General features: G+C 43.9%; 14 protein-coding genes and 1 pseudogene. 8 read left to right on the plus strand and 7 right to left on the minus strand.

Features of this window, described 5'->3' with window-relative positions:
• Positions 1-81 precede the first annotated feature (81 nt).
• Positions 82-2217, plus strand: coding sequence for a TonB-dependent siderophore receptor (locus CAG69_RS11300; protein ID WP_161444211.1), 2136 nt, complete (start codon positions 82-84; stop codon positions 2215-2217).
• A 91-nt stretch (positions 2218-2308) separates the two neighbouring features.
• Here the strand turns inward: CAG69_RS11300 and CAG69_RS11305 are convergent, their stop codons facing one another.
• Together CAG69_RS11305 and CAG69_RS11310 are read right to left on the minus strand one after the other, a co-directional pair.
• On the minus strand, positions 2309-2995 hold the full coding sequence (locus CAG69_RS11305) for a response regulator (RefSeq protein ID WP_161444213.1): 687 nt from the start codon (positions 2993-2995) through the stop codon (positions 2309-2311).
• On the minus strand, positions 2992-4611 hold the full coding sequence (locus CAG69_RS11310; RefSeq protein WP_161444215.1) for an ATP-binding protein: 1620 nt from the start codon (positions 4609-4611) through the stop codon (positions 2992-2994). Before CAG69_RS11310 ends, CAG69_RS11305 begins: the two co-directional genes overlap by 4 nt.
• Positions 4612-5088: 477 nt before the next feature.
• Here CAG69_RS11310 and CAG69_RS11315 point away from each other — a divergent pair, with 477 nt between their 5' ends.
• The 7 genes from CAG69_RS11315 to CAG69_RS11345 all read left to right on the plus strand — a co-directional run bounded on the left by CAG69_RS11315 (position 5089) and on the right by CAG69_RS11345 (position 12488).
• The gene (locus CAG69_RS11315; protein ID WP_005377125.1) at positions 5089-5316 is read left to right on the plus strand and encodes a hypothetical protein; all 228 of its coding nucleotides are present in this window, start codon (positions 5089-5091) and stop codon (positions 5314-5316) included.
• A gap of 130 nt (positions 5317-5446) precedes the next feature.
• Positions 5447-6862 carry a TolC family protein gene (locus CAG69_RS11320; protein WP_161444217.1) on the plus strand — a complete coding sequence of 472 codons (1416 nt, stop codon included), beginning with the start codon at positions 5447-5449 and terminating at the stop codon, positions 6860-6862.
• Between the two features lie 3 nt (positions 6863-6865).
• Entirely contained in the window at positions 6866-7846 is a 981-nt protein-coding gene (locus CAG69_RS11325; RefSeq protein WP_161444219.1) for an HlyD family secretion protein, read from the plus strand.
• A 22-nt stretch (positions 7847-7868) separates the two neighbouring features.
• Positions 7869-9035, plus strand: a complete 1167-nt coding sequence (locus tag CAG69_RS11330; RefSeq protein WP_161444220.1) for an ABC transporter permease — start codon at positions 7869-7871, stop codon at positions 9033-9035.
• The gene (locus CAG69_RS11335) at positions 9032-10183 is read left to right on the plus strand and encodes an ABC transporter permease (protein ID WP_161444222.1); all 1152 of its coding nucleotides are present in this window, start codon (positions 9032-9034) and stop codon (positions 10181-10183) included. Before CAG69_RS11330 ends, CAG69_RS11335 begins: the two co-directional genes overlap by 4 nt.
• Before the next feature lie 258 nt (positions 10184-10441).
• Complete coding sequence (locus tag CAG69_RS11340; RefSeq protein WP_161444224.1) at positions 10442-11506, plus strand: HlyD family secretion protein; 1065 nt, start codon at positions 10442-10444, stop codon at positions 11504-11506.
• Positions 11496-12488, plus strand: coding sequence for a DUF2955 domain-containing protein (locus CAG69_RS11345; protein ID WP_161444226.1), 993 nt, complete (start codon positions 11496-11498; stop codon positions 12486-12488). Before CAG69_RS11340 ends, CAG69_RS11345 begins: the two co-directional genes overlap by 11 nt.
• Before the next feature lie 30 nt (positions 12489-12518).
• On the opposite strand, the pseudogene CAG69_RS11350 reads toward CAG69_RS11345, so the two are convergent.
• The 5 genes and pseudogenes from CAG69_RS11350 to CAG69_RS11380 form a co-directional block, all read right to left on the minus strand.
• Positions 12519-13482 (minus strand): annotated as a pseudogene (locus CAG69_RS11350) (BamA/TamA family outer membrane protein); the annotation flags it as partial.
• Between the two features lie 52 nt (positions 13483-13534).
• Positions 13535-13849, minus strand: a complete 315-nt coding sequence (locus tag CAG69_RS11355) for a TIR domain-containing protein (protein ID WP_282136928.1) — start codon at positions 13847-13849, stop codon at positions 13535-13537.
• Between the two features lie 146 nt (positions 13850-13995).
• Positions 13996-14385: a DUF4345 domain-containing protein gene (locus tag CAG69_RS11365; protein ID WP_161444227.1), complete on the minus strand. Its 390-nt coding sequence runs from the start codon at positions 14383-14385 to the stop codon at positions 13996-13998.
• 150 nt (positions 14386-14535) lie between these two features.
• Positions 14536-14886 carry a hypothetical protein gene (locus tag CAG69_RS11370; RefSeq protein ID WP_161444229.1) on the minus strand — a complete coding sequence of 117 codons (351 nt, stop codon included), beginning with the start codon at positions 14884-14886 and terminating at the stop codon, positions 14536-14538.
• Between the two features lie 144 nt (positions 14887-15030).
• The coding region (locus tag CAG69_RS11380; RefSeq protein ID WP_237668066.1) for a hypothetical protein at positions 15031-15568 on the minus strand (538 nt) is incomplete at its 5' end.

Genomic DNA, 15568 nt, shown 5'->3' on the forward strand with positions numbered 1-15568 from the left:
TAACTTTTCCTATTTCTTTGAATATAGAATACAAATAACAATCATTATCAATAAATAGAAAAAGTAGTGGAATTTATAAATATGGAAAGTCCGATTCGATTTCATCGTTCAGCGGTTGCTATCGTCGTATCCGCATTGCTCGCTGGCCACGCCAATGCGACTGAAAGCGTATCCCAACACGAAACGATTACGGTGCTAGGAGAAACATACCGAAACACCGCAACTAAAACCGTTTTAGAACCGGAGGAAACACCGCAAGCGATCACGGTAATCACTAAAGATGACATGGACCTGCGCGGCGTAAACTCGGTGAGCGAAGCATTGCGTTACGCGCCTGGCGTAAATACAGAATTGCGTGGCGGTGCCGTTTCCCGACTTGACCTATTCAATATTCGTGGTTTTATTAACTACACCAACTTTTATGATGGTCTTCCTTTGCTGTACAACGGTTGGAACCTTCAACCGCAGGTCGATTCCGTTGCTCTTGAGCAAATCGAGGTTTTTAAAGGGCCAACGTCTGTTCTTTACGGCAATATTCCACCAGGAGGTATGGTCAACATTATCGTCAAGGCGCCTCAGTCAACACCCTCGCACTCTGTCTCGATTAGTACTGGGACTAACAGCCTAAAAGAACTAACGTTCGACACCACAGGACAAATTGGTGATTCTAATGTGGATTACCGTATTGTAGGCCTGGCAAAACAGCGAGATGGTCAAGCCGATACGTCTGAAGACGAACGTTATGTACTCGCCCCATCTTTCAATTGGCAAGCGACAGAAAGCACATTAGTGAACGTGAATGTTTACTATCAAAATGATCCATCAGCAGGTATCTACACGACTGTGCCTGCGTCTGGCTCAGTGATTAAAAACCCACTTGGCTCGATGTCACCAAGCACTTATTTGGGGGATGAGGACTGGAACACTTACGAACGCGAAGTTCTGATGATGGGTTACAAAGTCCAACACGACTTTAACAACAATTGGCAATTTCTACAGAATGCCCGCTACATGACCGCCGATGCCTATCAGGAAAACACATATAACGGTGCACTTGAAGCGGATAACCGTACCGTTGGTCGAAATGCCTATTTAACCGATGAAAAGTCCAAATCCTTTGTGATTGACAACCAACTATCTGGCTACGTTAAAACAGGAAATTTTGAACATAACTTATTGTTCGGGCTTGATTATCAGTATCTAGACTCAGATGTAAAATACAAAGACACGCTTGGGTATTCGCTAACTCAGGACATTTTTAATCCTGACCACAACAGCATTGATCGTAATGCACTGAATTTCCAATACAAACAAAACTTAGATATCAAAACGAAGCAGATTGGCGTTTATTTCCAAGATCAAGTTCGTTACGACCAACTTGTAATGATTGCAGGTCTTCGTTGGGATAAATACGATTCAAATACAGACGCCGTTAGCGATTATCTAGGAGCAGTATCCAACAGCAAGGAAGAGTTAGACGATACCAACGTATCTTTCCGAGTCGGTGGTTTGTATGAGCTAGACTTTGGTCTCTCGCCATATCTTACTTACTCGGAAAGTTTTGAGCCAATTGCGGGTGCCGACTCTTCTGGTAAAGCATTTGAGCCATCAACCGGTCATCAATGGGAGTTAGGCTTTAAATACGCCCCATTATCTGGTGATATCTCAGGTAACTTAGCACTCTTCCATATTACGAAGAAAAACGCGATCTTGACCGATCCGAATAATCCTTATGCACCGAACTATCAAGCGGGCGAAGTGGTATCACAAGGTATTGAACTTGAGGCAAAATGGCAAGCCACAGCACAAGCTGATTTCACTCTAGGCTATACATATACCGATATGGAGATTACCGAGGACAGTTATTACAACCAAGAAGGTAAAACGCCGGTTTGGGTACCTGAGCAAACGGCCTCTCTATGGGCAAATTACTTCTTTGAAGGAAATCTTTCAGGCCTTCGTACCAGTGCTGGCGTTCGCTATGTCGGAGAAGCACAAATTGATGCACAGAATAGTCAAAAAGTACCGGACTACACCTTGTTTGATTTGGCAGCAAGTTACGATTTCTCAACGGTATCTGAATCAATGAAAGGGGCTAGCGTCACGCTTTCTGCAAGCAATCTATTCGATAAAGAATACTATTCTTGTTACGACAAAAATAACTGTTGGTTTGGCGCTGAGCGCTCTATCGAGGCGAAGTTAAAATACAACTTCTAACCTCTTAGAGCGGAACAGCAGTAATTTGTAAAGCGATGGTTTCTACAACAAGCCATCGCTTTTCATTTTGCATAGAGCATCAATATAAACGCTACCGTGTCACTTTTTTATAGCACCTTTCCGGCCTACCTACCGACCCATAGTTTAAATCAGCCTCTAGTTCACCAGTGCTGATCAGATACTCCAAATAGCGCCTTGCCGTTGTTCGGCTCGCACCAATCTTTTCGCCTGCCTCATCAGCGGTCAGCACACTATCATTTGGGAACAACTCTCTGATCTTATCTAAGGTTACACCATCAATCCCTTTTGGTAATCGGTTCGGCAAGTTGTCTTGATTGGCGTGAGACTGCAGCATTTTATCAACGAGGTTCTGATCCAAACTCTCTACGATGTCTAGTTGTTGGCGTTGGGACACATACTTTTTCAGTGCGGCATCTAAGCGTGGAAACATCACTGGTTTGAGTAGGTAATCAACGACACCCCCTCTCATTGCCTGTTGTAGCGTATCGACATCCCTTGCCGCGGTAATCAAAATGACATCACACGTTTGGTTGTTCGCACGTAATGTATTGAGTATTTCAAGCCCTGTTCCATCAGGAAGGTATACATCCATCAACAACAGGTCTGGCTTAAGAATATCGAGTTGCATTTCCGCTTCCATTCTCGTGGTCGCAATGCCGACCACTTCCAAACCTGCCAATTGGCTCAAGTATTTGTGGTGCAGCTCAGCAATAGCCAGATCATCTTCAATGATCATTACGCGAGTCGCCATACTCATAATTGTTCTTCCTTGGGTAAATACACCGTTATTCTTGTTCCATAATTTGTGTTGGGCATCATCTCAACATGGCCGTGATATCGAGTAGCCAACTGGTTGACAAGATGCAATCCTACCCCCCGATTTTGACGAGATTTCGTCGACACCCCTTTTTTAAATAGCGCCTGCGGCTCTATATCGCTTGGTAAACCACAGCCTTGATCTATCACCTCAAGTATCACTTCATTTCCGTAATCGCTCACTGACACATCGATATTTCTGCGCTCCGATGCGACATTCGATTCATCACGAATCGAGGTTAACGTTGCATCGAAAGCATTATCAATTAAGTTGCCCAGAATGGTGACAAGGTCTTCCGAATTTAGCCACTCAGGCAGAGGCTCCAAACGGCTGCCTTCTTCAACCACCAGCTGTAAGCCTAACTCGCGAGCACGTTCAGTTTTTCCAAGCAACATACCAGCAATTAACGGGTCTTTAACGGTGTCTCTTAAAAATTCGATCATCGCTTGATAGTGTGCGGTTTCTTGCCCAATTAACTTTTGTACGGCATCCAGCTCACCCATCTGAACTAACCCGCTAATGGTGTTTAGCTTATTTCGATGCTCATGGGTTTGCGAACGTAATAAATCTGCATATTCTTTGGTTTGTGATAACTGCTCGGTTAGGTCGTTGATTTCATCCCTTAAACGGAAACTCGATACTGCCCCCACTATTTTTCCATCCACATAAATTGGCGAACGGTTTGCGATCAGACGTTTATGATCAAGGAATATCTCAATATCATGATCTTCCTGTCCGGTTTCTAGCACCGTATATAAGTCACTATCGCGTAACGTCTCAGTCAACGGTTTATTAAGAGCTGCCTCTCTATCAATACCGAGAATCTGACAGGCGCTACGATTGATCGAGCGAAGTATCCCTTGGGCATCAATACTTAACACGCCCTCTTTAATGGTACTCATCGTCACTTCTAATTCGCCGTACAACCGCCCTATCTCTTCAGGCTCGAACCCCAAAATGGCGCGCTGAAACTTTCTCGACGCATAATTGGATACGATGGCATTAGCGACAACAACTACGATGACCATGAAGATCAAAAAAACCAAAAATGGCTCGATGCGGTCTTGCAGCCGGTCGAGCAAATAGCCAACCGAAACCACACCAATGATGTTCCCTTGCTCGTCAAAAATCGCGGCTTTACCACGAACTGAATAACCTAACGACCCCTGTGCCGTCGAAACATAAGACAACCCCTGCTCTAGCGCTCGACGATTGTCGCCACCTCTCATTGGTTTACCCAACCGCTCATCAACGGGGTGAATTAAGCGCACTCCCTTATGGTCGCCAATAACGATGAATGCAGCACCGATGGCTTCGGTTAATTCTCGGAAACGAAGTTGGTATGACTGAGGATTTTGGGTTGCGACCATTTCGCGAACAACGGCGGAGTCTGCTAAAAAGCGGGCAACACCCAGTGCTTTTTCTCCCATTTCTTGCTCTTGATTGATTTTGAGATAAGTGAATCCTGCAGCGACAAGCAATAAAAGCTCTATCAACCCCGACAGCATCATAATAATGAGCATTCGCTTACGAAAGCTGATCGTTTTCCAACTCATTGATACATCCTTATGATTCACTCCCAAGCGATTACGTTAACACTCAGTTAACAGCATGGCTTTGTTGCGGTGATAAATCTGTGAGGAAAACAAGCAAACCGCAGAGTTTACGGTTAATTAATCGACGAGCTGAAACATAAAATTACAACCATTCACCAAATTTAGCATTCCTCTCTGATACTCAATTCCATACATAAATTGCCCTTTAAAACATGATCGTGATCACATCGATTTTAGCGGTTTTTGAGGCGTTTTTAGACTTTCCAACGTATAATTTTTAATCAACGAAATCATTGAGAGTTTCGGTTAGAAAGCAGTGAAGCTGGAAGTCTATTAAAAGCTCAACATTGATGTCAGTGATTTGGACAAAAATAAAACAAAACACAAATACTGACTACATGGCAAACACTTAGACACCATCTGAAAACTGGAAAACTATAAACAGAGGTGCATTTATAGTTAGAAGGAACACCAAACATGGAACGCGATACCTTTGGAATATGCCTGAATAAGGCCATGCTGTCAGAGAATATGTATTCAACGTTTACACACGTCAGGGCTTATGAAAAAAACGGAGGCGGTACTTCTGATCTCAAGGTCCTGTTATCGTTCCCTCAAATGAGTGGAAAAGACCTATTGAATACGATGCGAGGTTCTCGTCAGCTTGAGTGGAGAGCAGAGTTTCACTGTCCATATACGAAGTAAACTTGTAACATCTCCCGCGCCCAGCACAAACATAACTGGGCGCATACTACTGCCCAATTTTCCCTCCTACTTAACACGCAGTTACGAATCCTTTATATTAGAGCTAATACTCTACGACAAAGCAGCCATTATGAAAAAAACAGGAAAGTTTTGGATATTGGGCTTACTTAGCAGCTCGATTTCCCTTGCCTGTCATGCGGCACCGATCACTTTTGATACCGCATGGCAGCTATTGCTAGAAAACAACTATTCTCTCAAAGCTCAACGCTCAAACGTCGAGAACTACCAATACCAAGAGAGTGCCACCAGCAATCTCAACTTACCTCAAGTTACCATTGGCGCGAATTACACGCGTTTAGATACCGATATCACGCTGTCGGGAAAACAGATCCTAGACAGCACAGGAGCACACATTAACGTACCTCCTGCTTTTCAGCCTATTTTTGGTGCCTTAGCTAATACCACTTCGACCATAACCGAGCGCGATATTTTCTCTTCGTCTATTCGTGCGATTTGGCCAATTTTTACTGGTGGTCGAATTTCTGCGGCTCAATCAGCAGCAGAAGGCAAAACGGATGAGGCGAAAAGTCAGCTTCTAATGGAACAACAAGCGCGTTTTGAAGATTTATCGAAGTACTACTTTTCTGTCGTGCTGGCAAAGGAAGTACTCGCAACGCGGCAAGCGGTTGAAGCAGGGCTAAAAAAGCATCGAGATTTTGCCATTAAGCTTGAAGAGCAAGGACAAATCGCGCACGTTGAGCGCCTGCAAGCCGAGGCTTCTTTAGATAAAGCATCTGTAGAAACACGTAAAGCTGCCAGCGATTTGAGTATCGCTCAGGCTGCATTAGGTAAATTACTCGCGCAAGATGATGCCGTAGAGCCCGCTGAATCTTTGTTTATCAACGACAGTCTTCCCCCTCTTACTGCTTTTGTCGATCAAACGCTGCTTACCTATCCGGGGTTAGAACTTCTGAGCGCTAAACACAAACAAGCCTCTAGCTTAATCAAAGCAGAAAAAGGGAAATACTACCCTGAAGTTTACCTTTACGGCGACTACAGCTTGTATGAAGACGATTCTCTCGCAAGCCAAATGAAGCCTGACTGGTTAGTTGGTGTTGGTGTCAGCATTCCACTGATTGAATCAACAGGGCGAAGCGAAAAAGTCAAAGCCGCTCAAAGCGTCGTCTCGCAGGTCGATTCATTAAAGTCCCAAGCCAAACAAGATTTATCGCTGCTAGTACAAAAGACATACTTGGAGGCTCAGCAAGCCATTGATGAAGTACAAGGGCTCGCATCTAGCATTGAACTCTCTAACGAAAATCTGCGCTTGCGTGAAAAAGCATTTACTCAGGGTCTGTCGTCTTCTCTGGATGTTGTGGATGCACAACTTTATGTCGCGAGTATAGAAACACAACGTTCAGCGGCGCGTTTCCGCTATTTAATATCTTTAACCAAGCTACTCGCATTGAGCAGTGAAATGAACAGCTTCGAACAATATCAAAATACCGCTTATATCCCTGCTTCAACATCCAAAGAGGTGAAATAAATCATGGCAGCTAAATCACTAAAACCCGTTTTACTCTCACTTTGTGCTTTGGGTGTTGCCTCTTGGGTTGGGTATCAATTTTACCAAGCCTATCAACCGGAACCGATCCGCTTACAGGGATTAATTGAAGCCCAGCAATACAGCATTTCCTCAAAAGTCCCAGGGCGTATTGATGAGGTAATGGTACGTAAAGGCGACGATGTAGAGAAAGGTCAGCTTATTTTTACCCTTCATAGTCCTGAAATTGAAGCGAAGTTAGAACAAGCGAAAGCAGGTGAAAAAGCGGCGGACGCCTTAGCTCAAGAAGCTGAGAAAGGCGCACGTGAGCAACAAATCCAAGCAGCAAAAGATCAGTGGATGAAAGCCAAAGCCGCTGCGAATTTAATGGAAAAAACCTACAATCGTGTGAATAACCTTTATAACGATGGCGTGGTTGCAGAACAAAAACGCGATGAAGCTTTAACTCAATGGCAAGCAGCGAAATACACAGAAAGTGCCGCGTTTCAAATGTATGAAATGGCAAAAGAAGGCGCCAGAAGTGAAACCAAAGTGGCTGCGGCGGAAAAAGCGCGCATGGCATCAGGTGCGGTAGCCGAAGTAGAAGCGTATGCGAAAGATACTCAGATCTACAGCTGGTTCGACGGCGAAGTCTCTCAAGTTCTACTTCAAAGTGGTGAATTAGCACCTCAGGGCTTCCCGGTTGTTACTGTGATAGATACAGAAGATGCCTGGGCGGCACTTAATGTGCGTGAAGATTACCTTCAACACTTTACAAAAGGAGCAACCTTTGATGCCTATTTGCCTGCCTTAAATAAAAATGTTGAGTTCAAAGTAACGCATGTTGCCGTTATGGGTGACTTTGCAACGTGGAGAGCAACCGATGCTTCTCAAGGTTTTGATCTTCGTACCTTTGAAGTAGAAGCTCGTCCAGCTCAACCCGAACCTGAACTGCGTATGGGAATGAGTGTTGTCGTTGAACTTTAATCACAACCACTAGGTTAATGCTATGACGATTAAGATTTCACAGCGGCATATCTTACGACGAGACAAGTGGTTGCTTTCGTGCCTTACTTGGATACCGATTTTGCTCGCGATGATGATTTGGGGAGTGTTCTCTGCGGGCATTGCCCGGGATCTGCCAATCGGTGTGGTTGATCTACAACATTCCCAACTTTCTCGAAAGCTCATTCAATCTTTGGATGCGTCGTCGAGTCTGGCTGTTAACTATCACTACACCAGTGCAAGCGAAGCAAAAAATGCGATGATTGAAGGCGATATCTACGCTTACGCGGTCATCCCATCTAAGTTCGACCAAGATATTCTCCAGCACCGCCAACCTCAACTTTCTGTCTTTTACAACAGTCAGTACATTTTGGTAGCGAAACTGATCAACTCTGCCGTTGCGCAAGCACAAGGCTATTTCGACGCTCAGGTTGAAGTAATGGGCAACTTGGCTAAGGGTAACACCACAACGTTAGCAGCGGCTGGACAGGCTGTACCCGTGTCGACACAAATAACCGCATTATTTAACCGTAACAATAACTACGCTCAATTTTTGGTAACGGCTATCGTGCCAGCCATTTGGCAAATATGTATTGTAGTAAGCACTATTTTGATTCTTGCCGCGCACTTTCGCATTTATGGTCGAAAGAATAGCTTTGCATTTTTGGGCGAAAAGCCATACGCCAGGCTCACTACCCTATTAAGTCAGTACATTCCGGTCTTTATGGCGCAAGGTGCGTTGTTCTTGTACTGGTTTTATTCCGTGCTTGATTGGCCAATGGAAGGCAGTTTTGTGGTTATGCTACTAGCACAATTGGCGACGGTTATCGCCTGTATCATTATGGGAGCGTTGTTCTTCTTCTTGTCGATGGATCCTGCACGTGCGATGAGTTTTGCTGGCGCGTTTACGGCTCCAAGTTTCGCGTTCATGGGAATTACATTCCCAGTTTCTGACATGAACACGCTCGCTTATGCATGGCGTTCATTATTGCCGATTACCCATTACATTGAAGTACAAGTGAGTCAAGCAAGCTATGGAGCATCGGCCGCACAATCTTTAAGCTCGCTATGGCCTATGATTGGTTACGTTGTGCCCCTGCTCATTACCGCAGCCTTGATGGGTAAACATCGAACAGCTTCATCAACACGCCAAGCGAAGGAGGCGGTATGACATTGTGGCAACTGATTAAAGCGGAACTTAAGGCCGTTCTAACCAATCCAGTCGTTACGTTGACCGTGTTTGGTGGGGTCGTATTTTACTCGTTTTTATACCCTTTGCCTTATGCACAACAAACGCCTCGTGAACAACCAATCGCGATTGTTAATCTAGATGGTAGTCAGACGAGTTTAAAGCTGGAACGTATGGTTGATGCCACTCCGCAAGTCAACGTAGTCACTCGACTTCATACGATTGCCGATGCAAAGCAAGCATTTTTACAACGAGAGATCACCGGTTTTTTAGTCATACCGGAACACTTTTACAAAGACCTAATGCTAGGTAAAAGCCCGACTCTGGCCTACGCTGCGGACGCCTCGTATTTTCTCGTGTACGGAACCGTGGTAGAAGGATTGGCCCAAGCGGGAGGCACATTAGGGGCCCAAGTGAAAGTCAGTAAAATGGTGATAGATGGTGTGCCCATGAGTATGGCTAGCCATAATTACTCTGCTATTAAGCTTAATATTAAACCGACGTTCAACCCAACCATGGGTTACATCGAATACGTAGTGCCGGCAGTATTTGTTCTGATTTTACAACAAACGTTGATCATGGCGGTTGGATTACAAACGGGAACACAGCGTCATGGTCGTGGCTACTGGTCTCAAGTATCAACGGGATCGCTGCTGCTTGTGAGAACGTTAGTATTTGTGGCAATTTATTATTTACTCGGCGCCTATTATTTTGGTTTTAGCTTCGAACGTTTAAGCGTAAACCATATTGCCAACGCGGGCGAACTACTGGCCATGTTGTTCCCGTTCTTTTTAGGTTGCTGCGGACTAGGCTTCTGGTTGGGTTACTTTTTACCTCGGCGTGAACTGGTCACCTTAGTCGTCTTAGTGAGCTCTATGCCGCTCATTTTCTTGGCGGGTTTTATTTGGCCGATTGAAGCCATACCTACTCCCTTACTATGGATTGCTGATTTAAGCCCAAGCACTTGGGCGATCAAAGCTTTCTTAGCGCTAAACCAAATGGGGGCAACCTGGCAACAAGTCGCTCCACATTGGACGGCGCTTTGGGCACTCACCGTGCTTTGGGGTAGCGTTGCGTACTGGATTGCTAAGCGAAGTAACAAGCCAGTTGTAACAGAAAGTCTAAGTTGATTTCTCTCTACAGCGCAAAGAGATAATCACAAATCAAAAACCTGATGGACGATCTGAGGGGCGAAGTATCGCCCCTTTTTATTGGCGATGTTAGCCAACGTGATTGGAAAGTTCGTTTAGCATGCTTCAGCCTCTCTAAATGGCACCTTCGGAACAATCCTATAACCTTATCGACAAATAGTTGATTTTTTGGAAGCATTGTTTATGTCACATGTTGTAACATTGTTTATCTAACGTATTGTAACAAGAGAGAATTGGATGTCTAAAGCGGAATCATCTTCCAGAAAGTTAAGCTTTATTATTATTGGCCTCGTTTTTTTGGTTTGGCTATATAGCTTGTGGGCTGATCGAGTAACACCAATCACTGGCACCGCTCGGATTCATTCTTATCTTGTCCGTATTACTCCAGAGGTTTCGGGGAACCTAACTGAAATCCATGTTCGCAATAATCAAGTCGTCAATGCTGGTGATGTGCTTTTCGAAATTGATCCAAGAGATTATCAAATTAATCTGCGTTCAGCCGAAGCAAACTTAGCCATTGCTGGTCAAAACATTGGAGCCAACACCGCGGCTGTTGAAGTGGCACAAGCTAAGGTCATTGAATCACTCGCAGCTCGTGACAACGCAAGAGAACAAGCAGCTCGCGTAACCGAGCTCGCCGCAAAAGGGGTATTGAGTAAATCTGAGCTAGACAACGCCATCGAAGCCAAAGCACGAGCTCAAGCCACATTAGAGGCAGCAGAAGCGTCCTTAGCTCAAGCCAAGCATAATCTTGGCCCCGAAGGGCAAGATAATCCCCAGATTCTCGCAGCTATAGCAAATCTTGAAAAAGCGCAACTCGACTTACAACGGACGAAAGTGATTGCTCCATCAAAGGGGATCGTTTCTAACTTACAACTCACTGTTGGGCAAAAAGCGACAACTGGATCACCTCTTGTCACTTTCATTGATCCGAGAGGCGTGTGGGTATCAGCGCTTGTTCGCGAAAACTCACTCGAGCATGTTCGTGCGGGACAAAAAACAAAGATTGTGTTGGATGCTTTACCTGGCAGAGTGTTTGAAGGGCGAGTAGAAAGCATTGGTTGGGGTACTGGTGGCAGTAACGACGTCGATCCGACAACTGGCTTTTTGGTTGCAGACAATAATTCCTTAAACGCACAGCGCTATCCTGTAAATATTGTTTTTGAAGGCGGAGATATTCCCGAAAACGTACGTTATGGTTCGAAAGCAACGGTCGCTTTTTTAACTGAGCAAAGTACCTTTGGAGAGTGGCTGGCCTCTTTCTGGATGAGAGTGTTGAGTATCTGGACTTATGTTTCATAGTTCAGCAAATCCAATCATTAGATTGGTTTTCACTCCGATTCTTTTACTGTTTTACTTACAGTATTCAGGTGCGCCTACTCCCTTTATCGTGCCAATATTCGTTGTGATTTTTCTAACACTGATGCCATCTAAGCCCCCGTTCAAAATGATGTTGAAATTGCTGGTAATACTCTCACTTCTCAGCTTTGGCATCGTGACTTTAGCAGGAGCGCTCATGAGCTCCCCTAGTGGCTTCTTACTGTTTACTTGGTCACTTCTCTGTTGGAGTTATTACCGAAGTCATCGCGATCCCAAAGACATCGTTTCGACACTCACTTTGATTGTTGTATTGATTATCGTGGTCACAAGCCAACAAGTGGGGTTGTCGCTTGAGGGGTTGCCATGGGTCTTATTTACTAGTTTCATTGTTGCGTTGGTTGCCACATATATTAGCTTTTGGCTATTCCCTGGGGACGAAAAAGATATACAACCAGACCAAACCACTCTTGATGGTGCAAACGAACATATCGGGCTTATCGTCTTTAAAGCAACCGCATTGTGTGTTGTTTTGTACGCGCTAATATCATCTGGAAGCTCTCAAACGCTATTGATCGCAATAACATTTGGCAGCATGATTAAGCACCCAGTTAATCAAGACAGTCATTCCTTTGGGCGGTATCGAATTATCACTACAAGCCTAGGGATCTTGTTTACTATTCCATGCATGCTTGCAGTAGCCACAGGTGCACCTACTTACGTTGTACTTGGCGTTACCATCTTTTGTGGCCTGCAACTAGCGTGTTTTGCAATACGTCGACAGACACACTTAACCATCTATCAATTGCTTTTTACTAACTTCACTGTGCTGACTTACCAGATTATTAACAATACGGGCATCGAATCATTTTCTGCTCAAATGACTCGATTCGTCTCTATTTCTATCGCTATAGTTCTAGGGGTACTGGTTCTCAATTTATTTAGATCAGAGCAAGAGGTGAAATAACTGCAGTCTTTTTTCAAATGAGAAGCCGGGTTAAAAGCCGCTGCCTACATTAAAGTAGATAGCACTTTCTTCGTCACTCAACGCATAGTCCATGCCTATGTGTAGACCATATCGACGAGCAATTTGATAACGAAAACGTACACTACCAGTATCAACTCGACTGACTACGTTGAATGGCTTGACCCACGCCATAAACCCACTCACTTTCCAACGATGGTTGATGCTGTAAATAAGTTGAGCTTGCAAGGCTTCGATTTCATCACCTTGGTAACGGTATGAAGAAACACCCCGCAGTGCAACGTACGGCTTTGCAGTCGGTGACACCATAGAACCTTTCTGTTCGAAATGTTGATAATTGCCAGCAAAAACCTAATGTCAATTTTTCCACAATCGGAATGTAGACTTCTGCCTCAAGGTTGAAAGTACGATAATTATAATCACTGCCTAATGCCTCATCGTAAATCATATAGTCAGCAGCCACTTTATACCCTTTGCTAGGGTAAAAGAGGTTATCGCGAGTATCGTATTCAGCGAGCACACCTAACCCAGACGTTACAGCTTCACTTCCAAGGGTAAGTTGCATGACCTTATCTATCAGCTTGCTATCCGATTCCACTTTAGACTTCGCCAACATTTGTTTTACACCAAGCATTAATGGCGTATCGGCAATACGGAATTGCACTTTTTGAGCCAGCACTGCGACCGATGTTTTGGTTCCAAATTTGATTTCCTTATCAATCGGGCCAAAGGAGAGCTTTTTATACAGATCTAAGTTAGCCACCCCCAACCCACCACCACCTACATAGCGAATAGAGTCATTAAGCCAAGAGCGTCGGTGTCCACCAAACGCAAACCAAGTACCATTCTCAGTACCTAATGCGCCTGCGACGGTCATTGCACTCGGTACGAGCTGTGATCCTCCATCTATTGCTGCTAACGCCACTTGTTTTCTTTTGTGTTTCTCTTCTTGCGTTTCATGCAAAAACAAACATGCGTAAACTACAAGTAACCAATAAAGGAAAATAAGCCTATCTATATGTGATAATTCAACTTCTGGCAACCACGGAATAGAGATGGTATTGCTGGTGAACTTCACTCCAATAACTAGGTGAAATAAACCAATACAAAATAACGTTATTACGACTTCGGATTGAAGTAATATCATCAGGAGCGAATATAAATAGTGCAAAATCTACAGTTGACGATTTCTCAACCAAATCATCAATGGTTGACGAAGAAAGCTTAAATGTGCCGTTTTTCCATATAGTCACTTCAAAATCGTGATCTAAATTTACATTAACAGCCTCAGCGATGGGTAAGCTTTCTGCCGAGGAAGCTATGAATAACCTTGGTTTTCTCACATGTAACTCCGTCTATATTATTTTTGTGCTAACGCCCTGTTAAGGGGTGAGCAACGCAATACCGAAGCCGCCGCATACCACCTTAAACACTAAAACCAACGCATAGTGAAAATGCCACGCGTTGCGAATCCCTCTTGAACAGTTTGTTAGGCATTGGCTACCGGTGCCTCTGACTTTCTCAGGTATAGAGCTAATAACCCAAAAACTAACTCTGCAACTAAATAAACATACATTAGTGTATTAGGTTGACCGTCAAACAAGATACCAATTAGACGACCAAACGCCATAGATAACAATGTAATAGCTACAATAACTAAAGCCAAAGTGACATCTTGCTTAATCTTGAGGACGAGTATCAAAGCAAGACCGATTGCAAACTGGGCACCACCATACGTAGCCCTAAAATCAATAGTTGCTGAGGTAGAATTGGGGCTTGAGCCTGTAATTAAGTTTGCCATGTCTACAGGGAACACAGCAAAGATAGCTCCGTAGAGCAAAAAGAATAGCGCAGTTAAGTAAACTAATAATTTCGACATACCTACTCCCTTAGGTACGAAAAGATGCCTAACGCCGCGTTAAGGGGTGAACAACGCAAATCACCCAACTTAAGACATTGTGCCATAAACACAAAAGCTAAACTTTGAAACAAAACTGCCAAGCGTTGAGAATCCCTCTTAAACGCTTTGTTAGCTTTTTATTCTTTCATACCGTTCCAAAAGTGCTTTTGAACATTGTGCTAAAGGTTGCCCCATGCCCGACAATTTAAGCTCTCCGCTCAAAGTAGTTGCAGTAGCAGTCATTATTGCATCAGATTTTTCGAGATCTTGTTGCTTTTGAGGTAATGTATTGAGGAAACTAGCAATTTTCTCTACGTCATTACTTCCAAGCAAGCTAGTACATTCCAATAAGTGATTATATCCAATAGCCTGATCTAAGCCTGCTTCACCCATATTTTTCACATAGAAACCATAAATCCCACCACCAACCAATACTCCGATTAAAGAGCCTACTGCTAAAGATTTTACGTCTAAATCCACTACGTTTTTCCAATGCTATTAAAAAGCTAACGCCCTGTTAAGGTGTGAGCAACGCAATACCGATGCTACTGCATACCACCTTAAACACTAAACGCAACGCATAGTAAAAATGCCATGCGTTGCGAATCACTCTTAAACAGTTTGTTATGCGTTGTTCAAAAAGACATACCTTCCACTGACTGTAGCAACATTTATCAATGCCTTAGATGCCATATCTAAGTTGGTTACTTGATTATGGATCTGAGTAATATCCTTATTTCCGTGGAACAAGTTATTTCTGAGTCGATAAACTATCAACAATATTGCGTGAGCTACTTTTAGAGCATCTGTTTGATTGCCCAACAATACATCCGACACTAGTTTAATGTGCGGTTTATGAGTAAAGCCTAGTTTATCGAATGGCTTATTCGTTGCACCTTCTTCAATATATCGATTCGACCAAAACGCCAATTCCTCAGAAAAATCAATGTGGTCTTTAACTAATCGACAAGCCACATAAGCGAGTTCATCAACAGCAGAGTCAGCATCTGCCAACTCAGCCCCCTCAAACACAGCCCACATTACACAAAAGTCTGCGATAGCTGTATATGTAACACCGTCATCAAGTCTCGTGTTTTCTAATTTACCTGATAACCAATTTTGTACTTCTGATGCCATAATTTCCTCGTAAACGCATAACGCC

The sequence above is a fragment of the Vibrio sp. V43_P6S15P86 genome, assembly GCF_009904725.1.
Classification (GTDB): domain Bacteria; phylum Pseudomonadota; class Gammaproteobacteria; order Enterobacterales; family Vibrionaceae; genus Vibrio; species Vibrio diabolicus.

Bases quoted from the DNA above. Each gene is read 5' to 3' on its own strand.
- CAG69_RS11300 (WP_161444211.1), top strand. From the start codon at position 82: ATGGAAAGTCCGATTCGATTTCATCGTTCAGCGGTTGCTATCGTCGTA.
- CAG69_RS11305 (WP_161444213.1), bottom strand. From the start codon at position 2,995: ATGAGTATGGCGACTCGCGTAATGATCATTGAAGATGATCTGGCTATT.
- CAG69_RS11310 (WP_161444215.1), bottom strand. From the start codon at position 4,611: ATGAGTTGGAAAACGATCAGCTTTCGTAAGCGAATGCTCATTATTATG.
- CAG69_RS11315 (WP_005377125.1), top strand. From the start codon at position 5,089: ATGGAACGCGATACCTTTGGAATATGCCTGAATAAGGCCATGCTGTCA.
- CAG69_RS11320 (WP_161444217.1), top strand. From the start codon at position 5,447: ATGAAAAAAACAGGAAAGTTTTGGATATTGGGCTTACTTAGCAGCTCG.
- CAG69_RS11325 (WP_161444219.1), top strand. From the start codon at position 6,866: ATGGCAGCTAAATCACTAAAACCCGTTTTACTCTCACTTTGTGCTTTG.
- CAG69_RS11330 (WP_161444220.1), top strand. From the start codon at position 7,869: ATGACGATTAAGATTTCACAGCGGCATATCTTACGACGAGACAAGTGG.
- CAG69_RS11335 (WP_161444222.1), top strand. From the start codon at position 9,032: ATGACATTGTGGCAACTGATTAAAGCGGAACTTAAGGCCGTTCTAACC.
- CAG69_RS11340 (WP_161444224.1), top strand. From the start codon at position 10,442: ATGTCTAAAGCGGAATCATCTTCCAGAAAGTTAAGCTTTATTATTATT.
- CAG69_RS11345 (WP_161444226.1), top strand. From the start codon at position 11,496: ATGTTTCATAGTTCAGCAAATCCAATCATTAGATTGGTTTTCACTCCG.
- CAG69_RS11365 (WP_161444227.1), bottom strand. From the start codon at position 14,385: ATGTCGAAATTATTAGTTTACTTAACTGCGCTATTCTTTTTGCTCTAC.